This window comes from Paenibacillus sp. ALJ109b (genome assembly GCF_010747435.1).
In the GTDB taxonomy this organism is placed as follows: Bacteria; Bacillota; Bacilli; order Paenibacillales; family Paenibacillaceae; genus Paenibacillus; species Paenibacillus taichungensis.
Genome location: NZ_JAAIFP010000008.1, coordinates 495,478 through 515,790, shown reverse-complemented (window position 1 = coordinate 515,790; position 20,313 = coordinate 495,478). Strand labels below are relative to the sequence as shown.

Sequence of the window (20,313 nt, the reverse complement as noted above, 5' to 3'; positions counted from 1 at the left end):
CACCGGCTTCTTTTTTCTCAAGTAAAACGAAGTGCAGTATCGCCTAAAGCATGAATATGATGTTATTTAGGCATCGATGTTCTGTGAAACACTAACCTCTCTTCTACTTAATTTCTTAAATGCCGAGTATTCCTGCTCGGAATTTATATAACTTAATATCTTTTCCGCACATGCAGCTGAGCTAAGCTCTTCCGTATTCACTTCCAGATCATATTCATCATAGGCGTATATGTAGTCGAACTGGGAATGGGCGAGTCCGATCGCGCGATCTCCTCTGCTCTGCTCTCTTCTGGTGAGTTCTTCTTTCGAGCAGTGCACACCTACAAACAATATCGGATAATCCGATAGTAAATCATAAAAACCGTTAAACCACTTGTCATTGCTGATGACCGTATCCACGATGACATTCAAACCCATCTCCGAAAACAGTTTAGTGGTTGCACAGTACAACGAATTAATGGGGTCGAACAGGATATCTGTCATCACATGGTGCTCCACTTCTCTTGTTGGTTTCATATCTGGGTATGTATTGTCGATAAACTGATCATAATTTTGGGCAAATTGATCTACAGATAGATGATGAAACGGAACCTCTCCCTGATTTTTCAATTCCATCGCGATGCTCGTCTTCCCCGCACTTGACGTTCCGTTCAAAAATATAATGAGTCCTCGTTCCACATTAATCACCCTTATCATTAAAATTGGCAATACCTTTCAGAGTAAGCAATTGTGTCACTAAGGCGGAGCTGATTTCTACTTGTTGTATATCATTCACTCCAAAATTCAATGATTTTCTTGTTCACGATATCCGCTTGTTCGTGGTTAATGGCATGACCGGCATCTCGAATGATCTCAAAATTCAGGTTGTTACGCTCCAGCTTATGTATCGCTCTTGGATAGTTAGAGAGCATGTCATATTCTCCGATCAGAAACTTGACCTTCTCTCTCAAGATGCTGAGTTCCGAATCACCGACAATTTGAATCCTGTGCTTCATCATAGACTTGTTATTAAAATATTTTAGAAGATAATACCAGTGTCTCATTAATTCTTCATTCTTTGCAAAGACCGAATAGTTAGGTCCGCTCAATTTTCTAAGAAGCTTCTCACAATTTTTCTCCGACGGGAACAATGCTTCCGGCAGAAAGGCCTTCATCATTTTGGAGATGACTTCAAACGAACTTGTGGGAATTCTACCTGCCAAGCACATCGCTTTTCTTATTCTGTCAGGTCTTCTCAACGTGTAAAAATAAGACAGATAGGCGCCATAAGACACTCCACAGATATACGAATGGTGAAGGTAGAAGGCATCCATGATTTCATCGATCCATGTTACCTGGTCAAAGCTTTTGAAATATTCCGCGTTGGGTTCACTCTTCCCTGATCCACCGATAGAATCAACCGCTATGACGAAAAACTTTCTTGATAACTCGTTCATATTGTACACCCACATCATTGCTGCGTTATCTGCAGTGCCATGAAAAAGTAACAAAGGCGGATTTTGAGATTCTCCGGCAGTAATAACATGTGTCTCTCCAAAGCTGGTTTCGATACGCTTCTCTTCATAATGCACGCCATACAAATGTAACAACTTGTCATACGACTCGTATATGAGTTGTCTTCCTTGAAGAGTTTTATATCGTTGCATCATTATTTCCCCTTCTTATTTTGATGCTTCTCTTTCCTCTTAATATATTGTTGAAAATACTCCCTGAACACATCATAGATCGCCTGCATTTCAAGGATCTCATCCCGAAACTTATTCTGTATCTCTTCTGTCGTACTTTATGTACAAACAAGCAATGTATTGATCGAAATGTTTACTATTGTAATAAGTGATACAAGGTTCGGAGTGGATGTATTTGTTAACGATTTCAATAGCGCTGCCTTGATAACGTACCGTAGCTAATTCGATGATCCAGTACGGCGGCTTCGTGTATTCAAGGATAATGTCATCACAAAAAGGCTGAAAATGCTTGTACCAGATTAATTTACTCCCCAGCATAATGCCTAGCTTACAAGCAAACTCTTTATTAGGTTCTATCTTCATCGTGATAACTCCTTCTTTGCAGGCCTTCTCCTGGCCTCCCAGGAATTTCGCCAACAAAATGGGACGAATAGGTGACCCTGATCCATTTTTAATACAACATGACCTGGGGCGCTTAGAATCTCTCCGTTCACCATACAAATATCTACTCCCGGTGTATCTTAATTTATCTGTCCCATTCAGTATTATCTTCACAATCTATTTCTTTAAAAATCGCGGCTATAATGTCGCGCTTACTTTTCAAGCTTTCTTTAATCCATGCATTACCTTGTTTAGATGTGTAATAATAATTGGTGTTTATGTCACTTACATATAATTGAACCCATTCGATAACAAGATCTGGATCTTCAATTCCAAGATAATATAAAGGTCTCAATGCAACTTTCATTAATGGAAATTCAAGATCGGGTCTATAATAACAAAGATGCGAAATAATAGAGAAATATCCTTTTGCAGCTCCATCACCATTATAGCTTGGTAGGAATTTAGCTACACATTGAACGATTTCTACATCAGAATAGTTTTCAGGCTCTATTTCTATTATTTTTAATATGTTTTGAAGTTTTTGGCTTCCTGAGAATTGGGCAATCATTCACTATCTCCATTCTTCCTAGCTATTAATCAATCTTTCTCACTTTCTTTATTGTTTTTTTGACTCATCTTGCGAACCAAGAGCGTCAGCCCGCAGCATGAATACTCTGTTATCACAATTTGTTGCCTTCTTCGGATTGCTTAATAGTAGGTTGTAAATATATCATGATTTCTTCTGCATTTATAATTACTTGATTTCCTACTGAGGCTACTCCTCTTCCCACTACAAATCCACGCTTGTTTTTAATGATCTCATAGTATAAATCTATCCGATCTCCCGAAAATGCTTGACCAATCACTTCAATTCCTTTAAGTGAAGAAAGAAATCCTACACCATTCTCTTCTGAAATGACTGCAAAAGCACCTAACTGAGCCAAAGCCTCTATTACCAATGTACTTGGAATAGCAGCATTCCGTTCATTCATATACCACTCATTACTTGAAACATTTTTATATCCCTTAGCCCATTTGTTTTTTTCGACTTCCAGTACTTTATCAATGAACAAAAATGGATACCTATGTGGCAGAATATCTTGAATATTAACCATTTAAGAGACTCCTTTTTTATAAATTGTAATAATTTCCGATAACGTGCCTGTATTCACAACGTCCGACGTAGTCAGATGAGTCCGGCAGCTCCTGCTACTTCGATATCCACCTTCCGGGCCGAGGACCGCTAGGGTGAAGCGTTAATATATTGTTATCTGATGGCCCAACTTCTTGAATAGCTAACCTATACCTTTTCGAGTTTTAATTTTTTTATTCGTAATTGTTTTTATTACTTTCGTCAAATTCTTTGTTTCTTAACTTCACTTCATTTATGTAGTTTTGAATAAAATTTGTTTTACTAATCAAATAAACAATGCCACTCAGAATACATATAGCCCCGATCCAATAATTGAGCTCAAAGTTCACATAATAATTATCTGGAGTATAAGACCCGGCTGCAGCGGCCTGATATGCTGCAAATCCCAGCTTTGGAATCACTTCTTCAATTATCTTTGAGATAGTAATAATACAAATTCCCAAAATAATAAATAAGAAAGAAAAGATGACTGGCAATTGTTTCATGTTAATCAACCTCCTTCTGTTTTTTCACTCTTGGGGATTTCAGATAACGTCTTTTCTACGAATTCGCTTAATGCTCCCATATATATTATTAGATAAAGAGAGGGCTAATCCTCCATCTCCGACAGGTTGTCTTCAGGCTTGAGTGGTCGAGGAGATCCTGAATCTCCTTATTTTGGTACGCAAAAAGGCAGCTTCTGCTTTACACATCGCTGCCTATTTGCTTATTAACTTTTTTTCAAACAGACCTATCCAGCGTTATGATGTTCAACCTTTTATACCGCTAAATGTAATGCCGCTAATAAACGTCTTTTGAAGAAAAAAGAACAAAACAATAATAGGTAATGTCATCAAGGTGGATACAGCCATTAATAGCCCCCATTCAGATCCCTTTTGACTCTGAAATTGCTGCAATCCGAGCGAAACCGTGTAAGATGGTTCATTGGTTAAATAGAGCAAGGGGCCCATGAAATCAGTCCAGCTCCCCATAAATTGAAACAATGCCACGGCTAAAACGGCGGATTTGGCTAGTGGAAACATGATCTGTAAATATATGCGGAATTCACTAGCGCCGTCTAAGCGAGCCGCTTCGCGCAGGGCATCAGGCAGTCCCATGAAAAACTGTCGCAATAGAAAAATGTAAATGGGCACTCCAAAAAATTGGGGTACAATCAGTGGAAGAGATGTTCCTACCCAACCTAATTTAGTAAACAGCAGGAATAGAGGAATCATCGTCACCTGTCCGGGGATCATCATAACAGCGAGGGTCACAAAGAAAAGTATACCTCTCCCACGGTACTCTAACTTGGCAAAACTATAGGCAACCAAGGGACAGGATATGATCACACCAAGTGTACTAACGATTGTTATAATCGCTGTGTTTCTCAGATATGTCCAGAAAGGGATATACTCAACGGCACGGGAATAATTACTCCACAGAATTGGATGCGGAATCCACTCTGGTGGGAATGTAAAGATTTGTGTGAGTGGTTTAAGAGAAGTGGAGAGCAGCCAAATGAACGGAATAATGAAAAATGCAGAAGCAACAATTAGACATACATAGGCTAACGCACGATTGATTCTTTTGATAGCGGTAGGATTCATCCCTTACTTCCCCCTCCTTATTTCCCTTGATAATGAACCCAGCGTTTAGATGTAATAAAAATAATTCCGGTTAATGCCATAACGATAATAAATAAGATCCAGGCCATTGCGGAGGCATAACCCATTTTAAAATACCTGAATCCGTTCTCATATAAATACATGACGTAAAAAGTCATGGAATTTGCAGGAGTTCCTTGCCCTTTGGTCAACGTGTAGGGAAGAGTAAACTGTTGGAATGCACCGATCATTCCCATGACAAGGTTGTAGAAAATAACGGGAGTGAGCAAAGGCAGGGTTACCTTTCTCGTTTTCTGAAACCAGTTAGCTCCATCGATCTGCGCTGCTTCATAGTACTCATCAGGGATGTCTCCTAATCCAGCAAGGTAGATGACGACGGCTTGCCCAATACCCCAAAGCGACATCAAGATGAGCGAAGGCTTGGACCACGACTCACCACCAAGCCAAGAAGGTCCATCGATACCGATATTCGCTAACATCCCGTTCACCAATCCGAAGTTTGGATGTAACAGCCACATCCACAGAACAGCCAAAGCCACTTGTGGAACAAGTGTAGGCAAGAAAAAGATCGTTCTGAATATAGCCATCCCCTTGACCTTCATATTCAACATCATAGCGAGTGCCACACCGAAAAATATACTTAATGGAACAAAAAATACGGTGAAATAAAGCGTGTTGTATATGGATTTCCAAAACAGAGGATCATGAAATAGATCTATATAATTACTCATTCCGACAAATTCACCAGGCTGCAGAATGCTGTAAGTAGTGAAGCTGAAGTAGATGGACATTAGCATCGGAATTGCATAAAAGCATAGCAGCCCTATAGCCCAAGGTGAAGCAAACAGCCACCCAATCACGTTAGTTCTGTGGAGTGCTCGTTTCCTTGCCGATGGAATTGCGTTTACTTGAACTGAATCGGCCAGTTTCGCCATTTGCATTCTCCTTCCAATTGTCATTCATTAATAGGCAAGGAGAGAGAGAGTTCTCTCCCTGCCTACCAAGCACCCTATTTGTCGTATTTTTCTAAAGCCTTATTAATAGTCTCTGTTACTCTATCCAGGTTCTCTTTCGGAGTACCGTTACCGCGGGTAGCCTTTTCCGTAGCGGAAGCTAACTCATTCCACAACAGCTGTCCTTCAGGAATAACCGGGCGGTTGTGTGAATTGGGCAAGATATCAATAAATTCCTTCATAATCGGGTCGTCCTTGTAACCGTATTTGTCGTTAACCGAATCGATAACGGAAATTTGAGAGTCAGCGTTTAATAACGTTTGCCCCTCTTCTTTCCCTAAGAATTCGAGGAATTTCCAAGCAGCAGCGACGTTCTTGGCGCCTTTAGGGATAATAGCGGACCCGCCTCCCGACCATGTCGTAAAATTAGTACCTGTTGGGGTCGGTATTGGTGCAACACCGTAATTTAAATCCGGCTTAAATTTTTCGATACCCTTCACCGTAAAGTTTCCACTTATCTTCATGCTGACTTGACCGGAAATGAACGGATCCATTTCCTCCGTGCCAGCTGCGCTTGTGAATCCGGCAATATCCTCGACATTGTATTTTTTGCCGAAGTCGGTCATCCATTGTAGCGCTTCAACGACTTTAGGATCATTTGCGGTAATTTTGCCGGTGGCAGCGTCCTGGAATTCTCCTCCAAATGCCCATCCCCAAGTGTACAGCCAGCCTTGCGAATACCATGGGATGAACCCGATCCGTTTGAAACGTTTACCTTCCTTAATGGTTAACTTTTCGGCGGCAGCTTCAAGCTCGGCGATCGTTTGTGGTGGTTTGTTGGGATCGAGCCCTACTTCTTTGAAATGATCCTTATTGTAAAATAGCAGGCGAGAGTCCGTATCCATCGGCATTGCATAAAGCTTTCCTTGATAACTGGACTCCTCCCAAGCAAATGGATAATACATTTCCTTAAGAATTCCAGATTCTGCTGCCATCGAGGATAAGTCAGTCAGAGAACCTTGCGCAGCCCAAGTACCGACCTTAAACCGGTCGAAAAGTGCAACGTCAGGAGGATTGCCGCCTGCGACTGCAGTCAGCAGCTTCTGATCGGATCCCTCGCTGGATTCTGTATAAACCAATTTCATTTTGATGGTAGGATTTTTCTCTTCAAATGCCTTCACGACTTTATTCAAATTATCTAAATCAATGGAGGTAAGACCATGCCACATCGTAACCGTTGTATTCCCCTCTCCGGCCTGATCGCTTGAGTCTCCCTTCGTTGAGCAAGCGGTTACAAGTAGTGACATAGCCAGAAAGTAAACAAGAATTGGAAATGCGAATTTTTTGGATCTCCTCATTCAAAGTCCCCCTTAAGTTAAATTAATTAGTTTAACTTGAATTCCTATAGAATCCACTCCATTTTCTGATCAATCCACATTTTATGTAAGCGCTAACAAGATTGGTGATATGAACTATTAAAATCAGAAAATGATGAACAAAGTGAATTTGTTATAAGAATCCTACTGGCTATACTAATTATACTAAGTATATTAATATGACATTACGAAGCATGTCAATTGCAATATTACGACATAAATATTTATGACGTATGGTTATAATTAGATATATAAATCGACGTTTCGAGGTTCGTTCATCTCCCAGGTCAGGAAGGTCCATGTTTCAAAGTTTTATTTCTGATATCAAAAAAAGTGCCGGTAAGCCTCCGGGGACTTCTCGACACCTTGAACAATATGCTTGATTTTGTTGAGCTGCGCTTGTATTAACCCTACCTGTTATTTTTCACGACCATACGATGTTCAATGATGTTCAGCTCGGGAACTGCTGTTCCATGCAACTGAGAGATTAGCATATCCACTGCCAATTCACCCATCTGATTCTCATCCTGCTTAATATGTGTGAAGATGGGTTGACCCAAGTGATCGTTCAGGGAGTCGAAACAAACAATCTCGAATTCCTCCAGAGATTTCCCCATGGAGTGGATGACTTGAGCCAGCATGGTAGCTATTAGAAATTCCGACGCGACAAACGCCTTTACATCAGGGTGTTGTTTTAAAAAATGCTTTACTGTTTCTTTATCACTATCAATCGCTGTCCCGTTTATGTTCATGGGAAGGGTGCCCTTCAAGTTGGTCAATACATAATCTTTGTTCAAGTTCATTCCTTCTTGGGTGAAGGCAAACGTATATCCGAGCAGCCTTTCCTCCAATGTTGAAGTGTTCTCTTCCGGCGGAGATAAAAAGGCAATTTTTTTATGACCTTTGCTAATCAGATGACGCGTAAGATCCATGGCTGCTTTCTTATTGTCTGTGTATACCGAACAAACCGGAATTCCTTTTAGATATCTATCGACCAAAACAATCGGAAATCGATCTAATACAAGTCGAAGCAGCTCCGAATTATAGTGTTGACCATGAATGGGGGTCACGATTAATCCTTTGATGCCCAAACCAATAAATAAGTCGATCGCGCGTTTTTCCTCATCCCGATCCCCGCAAGTTCGCTTGATAATGAGTTGATAATTATGCTCAGCACTCCGCTTTTCCATCGATCTAAGAAGTTGTAGGCCAAACTCGTCAGAAAAATTCGGTATAATAAAACCGATCAACCGCTTATCATCCTCAGGCACCAAGGTCGTTATTACCTCTGAATAGTGCTTCGGTTCTTGTCCTCCAATTATACCATCGGCCACATATGAACCTTTTCCTTGTATTCTTTTAATAACCCCAGAATCTGCCAATTTCTCCAGAGCCTTTTTAGATGTAATACGACTGACGCCAAATTTTTCAGCCAACTCTTTTTCAGAAGAGACTCGGTCTCCTTCTTTTAATCGACCTTCTTTAATCTCTTGTACAATAGAGACATATATCTGCTCGTATAAATGCAATTCCACAAAACCACCCTGACATCATAATATTAATATACTAAGTATATTACACAAGAAGTAATTCGCAAAGTTACTCAGATTACTGGCGAACTTCTGTGGCATGGCGTTTTCCAAGTCTATTGTGTCAGACCTCTGCTTACAGTTAAACCCCATGGTAGGGGCATGGAATAACCGTCCCTTAGTCGACAGCCGATTCCCGTTTATCTTAGTGGATACGATGGTATTGAAGGTCCGTGAAGAAAACTCTCGAACCCCAAATGAACAAAAAAAGCCGTCCCTCAAAATATATTCATACCTTGAGAGGCAGCTTATCGATACACTGCTGATTATTTAGATAGCTCTTCCTTCACCATAAGCTGACGGGCATATTCATTCAGATCGATAGACTCGCCCCCGTTCAGCCGCGACTTTTCAGCTGCGAATGCGATCAGATGGCTCCGGACGGAAGCTGCAGCCGATGTCAGGCTTTCCTGGCCGTTATAGTGACGCACCTCATTCAGAAAATTCCTCACAATGCCGCTATCTCCCCCACCATGGCCACTGGTTTGAGAAGGGATTGTGATTTCTGTTTTTTGGTGTGTCAAAAAGTCGTACACGGTAATTTGATCTTCCTCACCACGAAGTTCTCCTTTCGTCCCCATGATCTGGATTCTACGTTCCTGCTCAAATGTAAAGCCGCACATACTGAACATGGCCGTAGCTCCTCCTTCAAATTCCATATTCACAACCTGATGATCTACCACATTATTGTCACTCCGGTATACACACCGGCCGTAATCGGTATCACGCAAGCCCTCTATGATATTCGGCTTAGTCAGCTCCTGTGTAAAATGTCCTGCCCAACCCCTGAATTGGTCACTCAAATAAAATCTTGGTGCAGAATACGCGCAGGTTGGTTCTACAGCACAATCCAAGCATCGGTCAGCGGAACCTTCCGGTGCATTGCCTTCATGAAAATGTTTAAGAGATCCGAACGAACTGACCTTGAGGCAAGGCTGATCCACGAGCCAGGATAATACGTCCATATCATGGCATGACTTGGACAGGATCATCGGGCTGGATGTGTTGGAATTGTTCCAATTTCCCCGCACGAAGCTGTGGGCAATATGCCAGTAACCCACATTCTCATTCAACTGAATGGAGACAATTTCTCCTATACGCCCTTCTTGTATCACCTTCTTGATTGTATTCCAGAACGGTGTGTACCGTAGCACATGGCAGATCGTCAGCAGCCGGTCATTATCTCTGGCCGCTTGTTCCATCTCAAGACATTCCTTTGGATCAGGTGACATCGGCTTCTCCAGCATGACATGATACTTCTTATCTAAAGCCTGCATGGTTGGGCCATAATGCATTCTGTCCTGTGTACAAATAACCGCAATATCAGCCAGCTTAGGTTCAGCCAACAAGGGCTCCCAAGACTCATAACAGTGTTCCGGCGGAATCCCGTGCTTCTCTGCAAATCTTGCTCTCCTCACTGGATCAGCTTCGGCAACTGCAATGAAGATAAGCTCGTGCGGATAATCAAGTGCATAGGGTGCATAGCCACCCGCTCCCCTCGCACCTGCTCCAATCAGGACTGCTTTCAGTTGACTCATATTTGTTCACTCCTTTATATGATCTGAAATCTACGGATGTACCTTTTATTCCGCTTGGGTATAACGGTCTGCTGCTGATTGATAGATGGCTACATATCGTTCTACGCCCATCTTTTGGAGGGCTGCCACATACTGATCCCAATTGTCAAAGGATTCATTTCCAGTAATGAATTTGTCACGCATTTCATCTACATACGTTTCAATATCCGTCTGGAAAGTGGTCAGATCCCGTTGTTCTTCCTGCGTGAAATTAAATGGAGGCCAAATTTGATCTTGTGGTAAGATGTGAGACTCTGCTTTTTTCGCATTATCAACCGAAGTTGGCAGACCTTCAGCACCCTTGAAGTATTTCTGCTTCACAAAACCAGGGTAGTATCCACCCGGCCAGATCAGGTATTGACCTACCGCCTGGTCCAGATTAAGGCCATCCGGGTTGTTTTTGATATTGTCGACATAGTCTACGTTACCGTCTGCGTCTTCTTTATACGTCTCATCTTTCCAGCCCATGAAGAACGTCTTGATGCCCTCATCGCTGTAGAAATAATCCATCCAGCGGATCATGGCCTCTGGATTTTGGGCTTTATCTGTCAGTACAAACATCCCGATATTACCGAGTGGAGAACCATAGGCGTTGTATGTCTGATCGCCATGAGGACCCTTCAGTACGGGCATGCCAACATAACCTTGCTGATTGTATATTGCAACCGGATCGACATTATCCACAACTCCGATCAAGCCTTCCATACCTTTGGCATCCACTTCGGTACTCTTAACAGATACAATGTCCTGCTCGAGCAATCCGTCCTTGTATAGCTTATTCACGAACTGCAGCAGCTCCTTGTATTGGGGATCGGTTGGAATAAAGCGTACTTTATCTGTCTGAGGATCTGTATCAATGTTAATGTTGGAGGTTCCATGATTATTCAATCCAAATGAACCTCTTAGGTAGTTCACCACACCAGCCGTTCCCACACCGCCCCAGGCAATCTCGTCCTTTTGCCCGTTGCCGTTCGGGTCCTTTTCTTTAAATGCTTTCAACATAGTATAGAAGTCATCTAACGTCTGCGGTTCCTGCATACCTAATTTATCAAGCCACTCTTGCTTCACCCAAGGTGTTCCGTACAGAACCGACTTGAATTCCGGATCATACAAGGTTGGCAGCCCATATATGTTACCATCCGGCATCGTAATCCCTTTGCCAATAACCGGATACTTCTTCATTAGAGCCTTAAAGTTAGGCGCATATTGGTCGATCAGATCATTTAGAGGAATGAATGCGCCCTGCTTGCCATATTTCAGCAGATCCGATCTGGAAAACGTCGAGGCGTAGAACAGCTCCGGGTAAGCGCCGCCTGCCAGCAGGAGATTGCGTTTTTCCTTCAAATTATCCTTCTGCACCGTATCCCACTGGATATGAACATTGGACATCTTCTCATACTCTTTCCAGAGTCTGAGATCATTCCAGTCCGCATTGGCAAAAAACTTTCCGGCAAATCCGCTCACTGTAATGGTATCATTTACGATCGGAAATCCGCTCGCATTGACTTTGCCATTGGCAGCTCCTTTATCCTTGCTACTTCCCGGATCAGTATCCGTAGAATTGCACCCGGCCAGCATCGAAACGGACATCATACAAACTAGAGCGATACTCCCCCACTTTTTGAGCGTCATTCTTATTCCTCCCTTTGTCCCATCGTTATCCATACAAGGAATCATCCCTTAATGGCACCAATCATTACGCCTTTAACAAAATATCTTTGCAGGAAAGGATAAAGCAGGAGCACCGGGATATTGGCAACGACGAGTACAGCATATTTGATGCCCTCCACTTCCCTTTGCTGCTTAATCGCAGACTCGGTTGACATTTTGACCATATCGTTCGTCTGCCCTTGAATCAGAATTTCCCGCAAAATGAGTTGAAGTGGAAACTTGTCCTTGTCTGACAGATACAACATTGCGTTAAAAAAGGCGTTCCAGTGCCCAACAGCATAGAACAGAATCGTCACCGCGATAATGGGCATGGATAAAGGCAGGATAATCCGGGTTAACGTTTGAATATTGGAGCAGCCATCAATCGTCGCCGCCTCATGCAACTCATTTGGAATCGATTGCTGGAAGAATGTCCGCATAATAATGATGTTCCAGATTGAAACGGCATTCGGAATGATCATGACCCAAAATGTGTTTAACATGCCAAGGTTTTTGATTAGCATATAGGTTGGAATTAGTCCGCCACTGAAGAACATCGTGAAAACAAACAGGGCCATGATGGCATTGCGGCCTATAAAATCCTTCCGAGATAGCGGATATGCCGCCAGAATCGTCATGACGAGATTAATCAGCGTCCCCACTGACGTATAGATCAATGTATTGGTATAACCTCTGAGGATATCTTTGTTCTGAAAAATCTTCTCGTAAGAATGGAGATTGATCCCCTTGGGCCATAGGAACATTTCACCACGCAGGACGGCCTGCGGATCGCTGAAGGAAGCACTTAACACAAAAACAAGCGGGTAGATAACAATGAGCGTAATAATAATTAACAAAAAATGGTTAATCACATTGAAAATACGATCTCCTCTAGATTCAACAAGCATGCGTCAGCAACTCCCTTACCATAGGCTCGTTTCACTCATACGTTTTGAGATCTGGTTAACGGTGACTAGTAAGATGAAATTGATTATGGAGTTAAACAGACCAATCGCCGCCGAGAAGCTGTATTCAGCATCTTGTATCCCGCTCCGGTAAACGTAGGTAGAGATAATGTCCGAGGTTTCTAAATTCAGTGTGTTCTGCATCAGCAGGACTTTCTCGAAACCAATACCCATGATGCTTCCGATATTTAAAATGAACAAAATGATAATTGTCGGCATAATACTTGGTATATTAATATGCCATATCCGCTGCAACCGGGTTGCCCCATCCACACGCGCTGCTTCATGAAGCTGAGAGTCCACGCCGGCTAATGCCGCCAAATAAATAATCGAGCTCCAGCCCATGGTCTGCCATACATCCGACATCACAAATAAGGTCTTGAACCAGGATGGCTCAGACAAGAAATTAATGGGATTACCGCCAAACATACCAATGAAATGATTAATGATTCCGTATCGCGGCGATAAAAACATCATCATCATGCCTACAACCACGACGGTTGATAGAAAGTGCGGCGCATAGGTTATGGTCTGAACAAATTTTTTAAACTTTTCCGCCCTTACCTCATTCATCAGAAGCGCCAAAATGATAGGGACTGGAAAACCTACCGCCAAGCTGTACAACCCAAGTCCAAGCGTATTTTTAATTAATCTCCAGAAGAAATAACTGTGAAAAAAACGTTCAAAATGTTCAACACCGATCCAGGGACTTCCCCAGATTCCCTTCGTTGCAATGAAATCCTTAAATGCGATTTGAATGCCATACATCGGCAAGTACTGAAAGACAAGGTAATAAGCAACAACTGGCGAGATTAACAAATAAAGCTGCCAATTTCGTAAAATGGGGTTCCACTTTTGACGTCTTCTTCTCTTCTTTTCATGTACTGCATTCATTGCAGGTTGTACAGTTGTATTGGCCATGAACATCCCCCCTGGAATTGTCACTACAATTCTGCCTGGCTAAATGTCTTTGTGTACCAGCGCTTACGCTGCTCGAAGCAGTTCCCACCTTTCTTTTTTGATTTCTAAGATTTGATTTAAAGTACTTATATGTTAGAAGTTGTTACACAAAGTGAGTGAATAGCGTTAATAGATGATTTCGTTATCTAATACAAAGAGGATTATTTGGATATATATTTGGCGTTATTTTGGTAATAGTTTGGATTATATTATATGTAAATTGGTAGGTATCAGTTTGGATAATAGGTTATAAGAGTTTTAGAGGATTCTTGTGTATTTTATATAAACATTGATTTAAAGGGGATGAAAGCGCAATCAATAATTTGGTTCAAGATATAATCTTAGCTGCTGGCTAAATCCAAAAACATAGAAAATAAAGCCAAACGCTTAATTTCATACATCATAATATAGCCCGCAGACAGTTGTCAAACATTTTTTTGGTTTTATTTGGATCGTTTTTGGCTAAAAAAACAAGAAAAACCCACGCGGATGCATTCCTCGTAGGTTGTATATTAAAGTTATCTGGATTTATATGTAATATAATATCACACAACTATCTAGTCATTTGTACGATTTGAACGATCATAAACAGATGATTCCCTCACAATAAGGGTGCTGGGCAACAAAACTTTATGAAGAGATGAATAACGTCCTTCCACATAATCGTTAATTAATTGTGCTGCCACTTTACCAATTTCATATTTTGGAACTTGCACGGACGTCAGAGGTGGTGTTGTATACTGCGCCATAGAAATATTATCCATGCCCACGAATGCGATATCTTGAGGAATACGGCCATTTTGTTCAACAACTGCCCGCATCGCAGGAATAGCGAGCATATCACTTGCACAAAAGATTGCCGTCGGCCAATCAGACTTGGGCGTCTCGGTCAGGAGATCCGTCAGTCTGCTGTAGCTGAGATTCACATTCCAGTTGGTGTTGATAATCCAATGTTCATTCAGACTCAGGTTTGCTTCCAGCATGGCAAATTTATAACCGACGTACCTTTCTTCGCTCTCTATTTGTTCCGAATATGCGGGGCCACCGATAAACCCAATCCGGGTATGGCCCTGCTCGATCAAATGACGGACTGCTGTGCGGGCAGAAAATATTCGGTCACAGTCAACGACTGGTACAGTAAGCCTTTCGTCATTGAGACTCACACCCAGTACAGTGATATTCTCTTGCTCAAGCAGCTCAAACAATTTTTCATCGTACCAGCTGATTGCGACTATACCTTGAGTACCCGTTTCCTGAAGCATCATCTTTATCCGTTCGGTGTCACTAAGTTCTTCGCAAGTGCGGACAATTGCTGGAGGCAGCCCCAGTTCCGTCATTTTAACGTGAAAACCTGTCAGTACCTGTGAAAAGTACGGATGATCATCCATCAAAATCTGTGGCACGATACAGGCTATCCGTTTGGCTGAGGTAATCTCTTTGCCAATGGATTTGGAGGATTCATCCAAATTGTATCCCAACTCAAGAGCAGCTTCCCTAATTTTTCGCTTTGTCCCTTCATTGACCGGTCGGTTGGTATCATTGCTGATCGCACGCGAAACCGTTGATATGGATACGCCTACACGTTCTGCGATATCTTTTAATTTTGGCATTACAGCACCTCCCCTTGCTCTATTCATTTGGAGCCAAAATTCATGTTTAGCAATGATCATATCATAATATTGTAATATTTTGGCGTCAATTAAACAAGCTGCGATACGAGTCCTGTTATACTATCAACATGTGATTTTTGCCGCTCCTCATAAGCTTTTACTATTTTCGGAATCTGAAAGTCTGATCAAGTTTTTAACTGTCGCAATTGGTTTGACAATCTGTACGATAAAAAAGCCCCCGGTTTCCCGGAGGCTCATCGAATACTAGTTATTTTACCGCGATCACTTCAATCTCCACAAGTCCGTCCTTCGGCAGCTTTGCAACCTCAACGGCGCTGCGTGCCGGATAAGGCTCCGCAAAGAAAGTGGCATATACTTCATTAACAGTTTGGAAATCGTTCATGTCTTTTAGAAATACCGTCGTTTTCACTACATGCTCCATGGCATAATCTGCCGCTTCCAAAATTGCCTTCACATTAGTTAGCGATTGCTTCGCCTGCTCCGATACAGAATCCGGAAACTCTCCTGCAGCATTCATTCCAAGCTGCCCGGAAGTAATCATCATATTCCCAAATTGTACAGCCTGTGAGTAAGGACCGATAGCACCTGGAGCGTTTGAAGTTGCGATTGTTTTTCTCTCTTGTTTTGTCATAGAAATTCTCTCCCTTTATCCACGCATTAATACGCTTTGTTTTTTTTCTGTTTCACAAGCGAGGGATGTGATCCCCTCTCTTATAATGATTTAGCTGCTTTTGCATCATCATATTCCTTGAGCATTTCCTGCTGCTGCTCTGGAGTCAGCTTGGTGATTCCAAAGCCTGTAAAACCCCATATGATCGCAAAGATAATACCTGTCCAGCAGAGGACTGCCCAAGGCAAATATGACAGAGTTGCGACGCCAAGCGTACCAGCCATATAAGCCCCTGCCGCGGTCCACGGCAAGATCGGTTCAATAATGGTAGCGGAGTCCTCAATGGTTCGACCCAGGTTCTTCGGATGCAGTCCGCGGCGAATGTAAGCCTCTCGCAGCATTTCACCAGGCATCAGGATCGATACCTGCCCATTACTCGTTACCCCGATCATCGTCAGACCGGTAGCAATTGTTGCCAAAATTAGCGATCCTGTCGAATGTACAAATTTAAGGATCTTACCTACAATCAATTCCAAAGATTTGGTCAACGAAATGGTACCGGCGAACGTAATAGCACAGAAACAAATCAACAATGTTCCCATCATGGAGTTCATCCCACCGCGATTCAGAAGGCGAGGAATATCCGGAATCACAGCAGCTGCATCGAAGCCTTGAATGTGAACCATAGCTACATCGAAGCCGTTAATGACGGAAGTAATTACATCATGCAGTGTAAACCCTTGAAAGATCATACCGTTCGCCATCGCTACAAAAGAGGAGATTAACATAACCGGTATGGTAGGCTTTTTGCGAATGGATCCATACAATACAATCAGTACCGGAAGCAGTAATAGTAAATTCCAGTTGAACACTGTACTTAAAGTATCCATAATCGTAACAACCTTCTCAGGAATAGCCATATCCGAGCCACCGCTATTAAAACCAGTGATCAAGAAGACCGCTCCTGCTACGATAAATGATGGGACCGTGGTATACAGCAAATGACCTATATGTTCATACAAGTTAACTCCTGTTGACAGCGCTGCCAAGTTTGTTGTATCCGATAAAGGGGAAAGTTTGTCTCCAAAATAGGCCCCTGCTACGACTGCACCTGCAACAGCAGCCAGATTCGCATCAAGGCCAGCTCCTACCCCCATAAATGCTACCCCGATCGTACCTGCTGATCCCCAAGAGGTTCCTGTACATAAGGAGACAATGGAAGTGACAATGAATGCCGTAATCAGCAAAAATTGCGGATTAATAATATTAAGTCCGTAATAGATCATCATGGGTATCGTACCACCGATCATCCAAGCGCCAATCATAAATCCGACAGTAATCAGGATCAAGATAGCCGGCATGGTCTTTGCGATTTTTTGCGCGATGGAACCCATAATGTCATCATAGTTGTAACCCAGCTTGATGGCGATGATTCCGGCAACCACTGTGGATATAATGATTAGCGGCTCAGGTGGCAATTCGAATAGAACATATCCTATACATAACAGCAGAATCATAGTAACAATCGGCAATAAAGCTAAAAACAGAGTAGGTTGCTTAACCGTTTTTTCCTTATTTGGCATAGCCATTGTAAGGTTCCCCCTATCGATGATGTAAGAAGTTATCCGCTACTTTAAAGGGTAATTGCTGGCCATTCGCTCAAAAGCCTCTTGCAATAGTGCCCTGGGAGCACCGAGATTCAGGCGAATAAATCCTTCGCCATCCACGCCAAAGGATGAACCAAAACTGACGCTAACCCGGCTCTTTTGTTGAATCCATTCCATTAAATCGCTTTCATTCCTGCTAAGGGCCGTACAATCTACCCATAGAAGGTAGGTTCCTTCTGCTCTCACGATTTTCAGTTCAGGCATATGCTCAGCAAAAAAATCTTCCGTAAATGAAATATTGTCCGTAATATAAGATCGAAGCTCGTTAAGCCAATCATCACACTCTGTATAAGCCACATCCAAAGCAGGGATGGCAAAAAAAGTAGGATTATGAATACCAGCCTGTCGTAACCCAAGTTGGAAACGCTCTCTTAACTGCATATTTGGGATCACAATATTAGCGATTTCAAGACTTGCTAAGTTAAAGGTTTTACCTGGTGAAGTGCAAATAATGGAACGCTCCGCAATCTGCTCTGATAATTTCGCGATAATCGTATGCTCATGTCCTTCGTGAATAAAATCGGCATGAATGTCATCCGATACGAGCAGTGCATCATAACGAATGCATAGCTCGGCTATACGTTCCAATTCCGCCTTTGTCCATACACGCCCGGTCGGATTATGTGGGGAGATTAACAGAACAATCTTGACCCCTGCACTCATTTGGCGCTCCATATCATCAAAGTCGATTTCATATCGTCCATCTCTAAGCAGCAGCCGGCTTTCCACTAATTTTCTATGATTAATTTCAACAGCATTAGCGATAGGTTGATATGCAGGAGTATGCATCAAAATTCGGTCACCAGGTTCTGTGAATCTCTCGATTATAATCGATACGGCCTGTACAATACGCGGGCAGAACACAATCCATTCTTGCGGTACATCCCATCTGTAAGCTTTATCAAGCCAATGTTGTACGACCTTATAATACGGAGGGAACGCATCGGTATATCCGTAGATTCCATGCCGTGCCATCTCGCTCACCTTATTTACGACTTGAGGAGGCGCTTGAATATCCATATCCGCAACAGAGAGGACGATCATATCATCCCCCAAGCTGTCCACTACCCCGTCCCACTTCGCGCTATTAGTGCCTATTCTGCTAATCACTTGATCAAAGTTATAGCTCATGTGTCTCACCTTCTTGTTTTCCATCTAGATTTCTGTTTATTTCAGCTTTTGTAAATAGCGATATACCGTAGGTTCAGATATTGATAAAGAAGCTGCTACCTGTGAAACGCCGCCTTTCAGTAAGAAAACTCCAAGCTCGTTTAATTCGCGGACAACTTCAATCTTCTCCTGCGATGACAAACGTTCCGGCGGAATTTTTAATTTGCCAATAACCGAAGTTATCATATGTTGCAGCAGATCATCTGCATTTCCCTGCAGGTACTCCGTTGTTTGCTTTTCTTCCTTCGACTTTTCAGCAGCAGCAGGCATTACATACGGGTTAGGTCCTCCTTGTAAAATATGTTGAACCCATTCAGCAGCTACTTCCATATGAGTAACGTCTATATTCAGGCAGAGCAGACCAACCAGCTTATTCTGATCATTCTTTATATAGTAGGTAGACGATCGGAAACTTTGACCGAATTTACCTGACGCTTTGTAGTTGGCTATATACTGTTCCTCATGATACGCTTCCGATTTGAGGATTTTCAAAACAAGGTCAGTGGATGCATCGCCTACTTCACGTCCGCTAATATAACCGTTCTCAATAAAAACAATAGAGTGCTCCGGATCACTGATATCATGTACGACGACTTCACATTTAGGTCCTATAATTGCCGCAATAAATGAAGCGATCGGAAAAAACCTCTCAAGATACTGCCGATTCTCACTCCCCATCAATTTGAACTCCCTTCTCTTCATTCAACAATGTATTTTTATTGTACAAATAATAAATTATTATCTTGATAAAATAGTATCATACTTATAAAACGCTTTCAACTTTTTTTTGTGGATGATCCTCATTTAAATAAAAAAAGCCTGCACGATCACTCCTGTGACCTGTGCAAGCTTCTCACTCATTTTCTCGAACATTGAGTCGATAACACAACTGAATTACAACGCGTTATTTTTCCCAAAGCTCAATCAGTCGACCTTCAGGATCTTCAATCCAGACAAACTTTCCAAATTCACTAATCTCTTTTTTCTTAACAAGAGGCACCCCAATATGTTCAAGATGTTGAATAGTCTCGTTTAGATCATGCACTTGGAAATTTAACATCACTTGTTGTTCTGTCGGAAAATAACTGTCATTCTCCGGAAAGAAAGAAAAGATAGTCTCATTACCTGGTTCGGGTTTGATCACAGTCCCATTCCAATTTCCTATTTCAATCTTCAGCACATCACTGTACCATTTTTTTATCACTTCAAGATTCTTAGTTCTCCAAAAAATCCCTCCGAATCCTTTTATCATCGTTTCCAGCTCCTGTCTATCATCAAATTTTAAATATCCATTAGATTAGATATATCACGAATCCTAGAACCTTAATCTCCCAACAGG

At 42.2% G+C, this 20,313-nt stretch carries 20 protein-coding genes and 1 pseudogene; 1 reads left to right on the top strand and 20 read right to left on the bottom strand.

Going from position 1 to position 20,313, the window contains the following annotated elements; translation table 11 throughout:
- Nucleotides 1-66: 66 nt before the first annotated feature.
- The 10 genes from G3352_RS12085 to G3352_RS12040 form a co-directional block, all read right to left on the bottom strand.
- Nucleotides 67-678 (bottom strand): phosphotransferase-like protein, encoded by a 612-nt coding sequence (locus G3352_RS12085; protein ID WP_163756732.1) that lies wholly within the window; start codon nucleotides 676-678, stop codon nucleotides 67-69.
- Nucleotides 679-767: 89 nt separating this feature from the next.
- Nucleotides 768-1,649 carry an alpha/beta fold hydrolase gene (locus G3352_RS12080; protein ID WP_240343034.1) on the bottom strand — a complete coding sequence of 294 codons (882 nt, stop codon included), beginning with the start codon at nucleotides 1,647-1,649 and terminating at the stop codon, nucleotides 768-770.
- A gap of 108 nt (nucleotides 1,650-1,757) precedes the next feature.
- Nucleotides 1,758-2,048, bottom strand: a complete 291-nt coding sequence (locus tag G3352_RS12075) for a hypothetical protein (protein WP_240343033.1) — start codon at nucleotides 2,046-2,048, stop codon at nucleotides 1,758-1,760.
- Nucleotides 2,049-2,211: 163 nt separating this feature from the next.
- Nucleotides 2,212-2,637 (bottom strand): hypothetical protein, encoded by a 426-nt coding sequence (locus G3352_RS12070; RefSeq protein ID WP_163756728.1) that lies wholly within the window; start codon nucleotides 2,635-2,637, stop codon nucleotides 2,212-2,214.
- Nucleotides 2,638-2,749: 112 nt separating this feature from the next.
- On the bottom strand, nucleotides 2,750-3,184 hold the full coding sequence (locus G3352_RS12065; protein ID WP_163756726.1) for a 3-hydroxyacyl-ACP dehydratase FabZ family protein: 435 nt from the start codon (nucleotides 3,182-3,184) through the stop codon (nucleotides 2,750-2,752).
- 211 nt (nucleotides 3,185-3,395) lie between these two features.
- Nucleotides 3,396-3,707, bottom strand: coding sequence for a hypothetical protein (locus G3352_RS12060; protein WP_163756724.1), 312 nt, complete (start codon nucleotides 3,705-3,707; stop codon nucleotides 3,396-3,398).
- 264 nt (nucleotides 3,708-3,971) lie between these two features.
- Nucleotides 3,972-4,808: a carbohydrate ABC transporter permease gene (locus G3352_RS12055; RefSeq protein WP_163756722.1), complete on the bottom strand. Its 837-nt coding sequence runs from the start codon at nucleotides 4,806-4,808 to the stop codon at nucleotides 3,972-3,974.
- A gap of 17 nt (nucleotides 4,809-4,825) precedes the next feature.
- Entirely contained in the window at nucleotides 4,826-5,761 is a 936-nt protein-coding gene (locus G3352_RS12050) for a carbohydrate ABC transporter permease (protein WP_063564007.1), read from the bottom strand.
- A 74-nt stretch (nucleotides 5,762-5,835) separates the two neighbouring features.
- Nucleotides 5,836-7,137: an ABC transporter substrate-binding protein gene (locus G3352_RS12045; RefSeq protein ID WP_163756719.1), complete on the bottom strand. Its 1,302-nt coding sequence runs from the start codon at nucleotides 7,135-7,137 to the stop codon at nucleotides 5,836-5,838.
- Nucleotides 7,138-7,565: 428 nt separating this feature from the next.
- Nucleotides 7,566-8,690, bottom strand: a complete 1,125-nt coding sequence (locus tag G3352_RS12040) for a GntR family transcriptional regulator (protein ID WP_163756717.1) — start codon at nucleotides 8,688-8,690, stop codon at nucleotides 7,566-7,568.
- 57 nt (nucleotides 8,691-8,747) lie between these two features.
- On the opposite strand from G3352_RS12040, the pseudogene G3352_RS12035 reads away from it, so the two are divergent.
- A pseudogene (locus G3352_RS12035) lies at nucleotides 8,748-8,925 on the top strand (transposase); the annotation flags it as partial.
- An 85-nt stretch (nucleotides 8,926-9,010) separates the two neighbouring features.
- Here the strand turns inward: G3352_RS12035 and G3352_RS12030 are convergent.
- The 10 genes from G3352_RS12030 to G3352_RS11985 form a co-directional block, all read right to left on the bottom strand.
- Nucleotides 9,011-10,282, bottom strand: coding sequence for a Gfo/Idh/MocA family protein (locus G3352_RS12030; RefSeq protein ID WP_163756715.1), 1,272 nt, complete (start codon nucleotides 10,280-10,282; stop codon nucleotides 9,011-9,013).
- A gap of 45 nt (nucleotides 10,283-10,327) precedes the next feature.
- Nucleotides 10,328-11,953, bottom strand: coding sequence for a type 2 periplasmic-binding domain-containing protein (locus tag G3352_RS12025; RefSeq protein WP_163756713.1), 1,626 nt, complete (start codon nucleotides 11,951-11,953; stop codon nucleotides 10,328-10,330).
- Nucleotides 11,954-11,994: 41 nt separating this feature from the next.
- Nucleotides 11,995-12,879, bottom strand: coding sequence for a carbohydrate ABC transporter permease (locus G3352_RS12020; RefSeq protein ID WP_163756711.1), 885 nt, complete (start codon nucleotides 12,877-12,879; stop codon nucleotides 11,995-11,997).
- A 15-nt stretch (nucleotides 12,880-12,894) separates the two neighbouring features.
- Nucleotides 12,895-13,857, bottom strand: coding sequence for an ABC transporter permease (locus G3352_RS12015; RefSeq protein WP_163756709.1), 963 nt, complete (start codon nucleotides 13,855-13,857; stop codon nucleotides 12,895-12,897).
- A 596-nt stretch (nucleotides 13,858-14,453) separates the two neighbouring features.
- Nucleotides 14,454-15,506 carry a LacI family DNA-binding transcriptional regulator gene (locus G3352_RS12010; RefSeq protein ID WP_163756707.1) on the bottom strand — a complete coding sequence of 351 codons (1,053 nt, stop codon included), beginning with the start codon at nucleotides 15,504-15,506 and terminating at the stop codon, nucleotides 14,454-14,456.
- A gap of 268 nt (nucleotides 15,507-15,774) precedes the next feature.
- Nucleotides 15,775-16,158: a RidA family protein gene (locus G3352_RS12005; protein ID WP_163756705.1), complete on the bottom strand. Its 384-nt coding sequence runs from the start codon at nucleotides 16,156-16,158 to the stop codon at nucleotides 15,775-15,777.
- Nucleotides 16,159-16,238: 80 nt separating this feature from the next.
- Nucleotides 16,239-17,726: a Na+/H+ antiporter NhaC gene (nhaC, locus tag G3352_RS12000; protein WP_163756703.1), complete on the bottom strand. Its 1,488-nt coding sequence runs from the start codon at nucleotides 17,724-17,726 to the stop codon at nucleotides 16,239-16,241.
- A 39-nt stretch (nucleotides 17,727-17,765) separates the two neighbouring features.
- Nucleotides 17,766-18,935, bottom strand: a complete 1,170-nt coding sequence (locus tag G3352_RS11995) for a MalY/PatB family protein (RefSeq protein ID WP_163756700.1) — start codon at nucleotides 18,933-18,935, stop codon at nucleotides 17,766-17,768.
- A 36-nt stretch (nucleotides 18,936-18,971) separates the two neighbouring features.
- Nucleotides 18,972-19,652, bottom strand: coding sequence for a helix-turn-helix transcriptional regulator (locus tag G3352_RS11990; protein WP_163756699.1), 681 nt, complete (start codon nucleotides 19,650-19,652; stop codon nucleotides 18,972-18,974).
- Nucleotides 19,653-19,878: 226 nt separating this feature from the next.
- Nucleotides 19,879-20,226, bottom strand: a complete 348-nt coding sequence (locus tag G3352_RS11985; protein WP_163756696.1) for a VOC family protein — start codon at nucleotides 20,224-20,226, stop codon at nucleotides 19,879-19,881.
- Nucleotides 20,227-20,313: the final 87 nt, after the last annotated feature.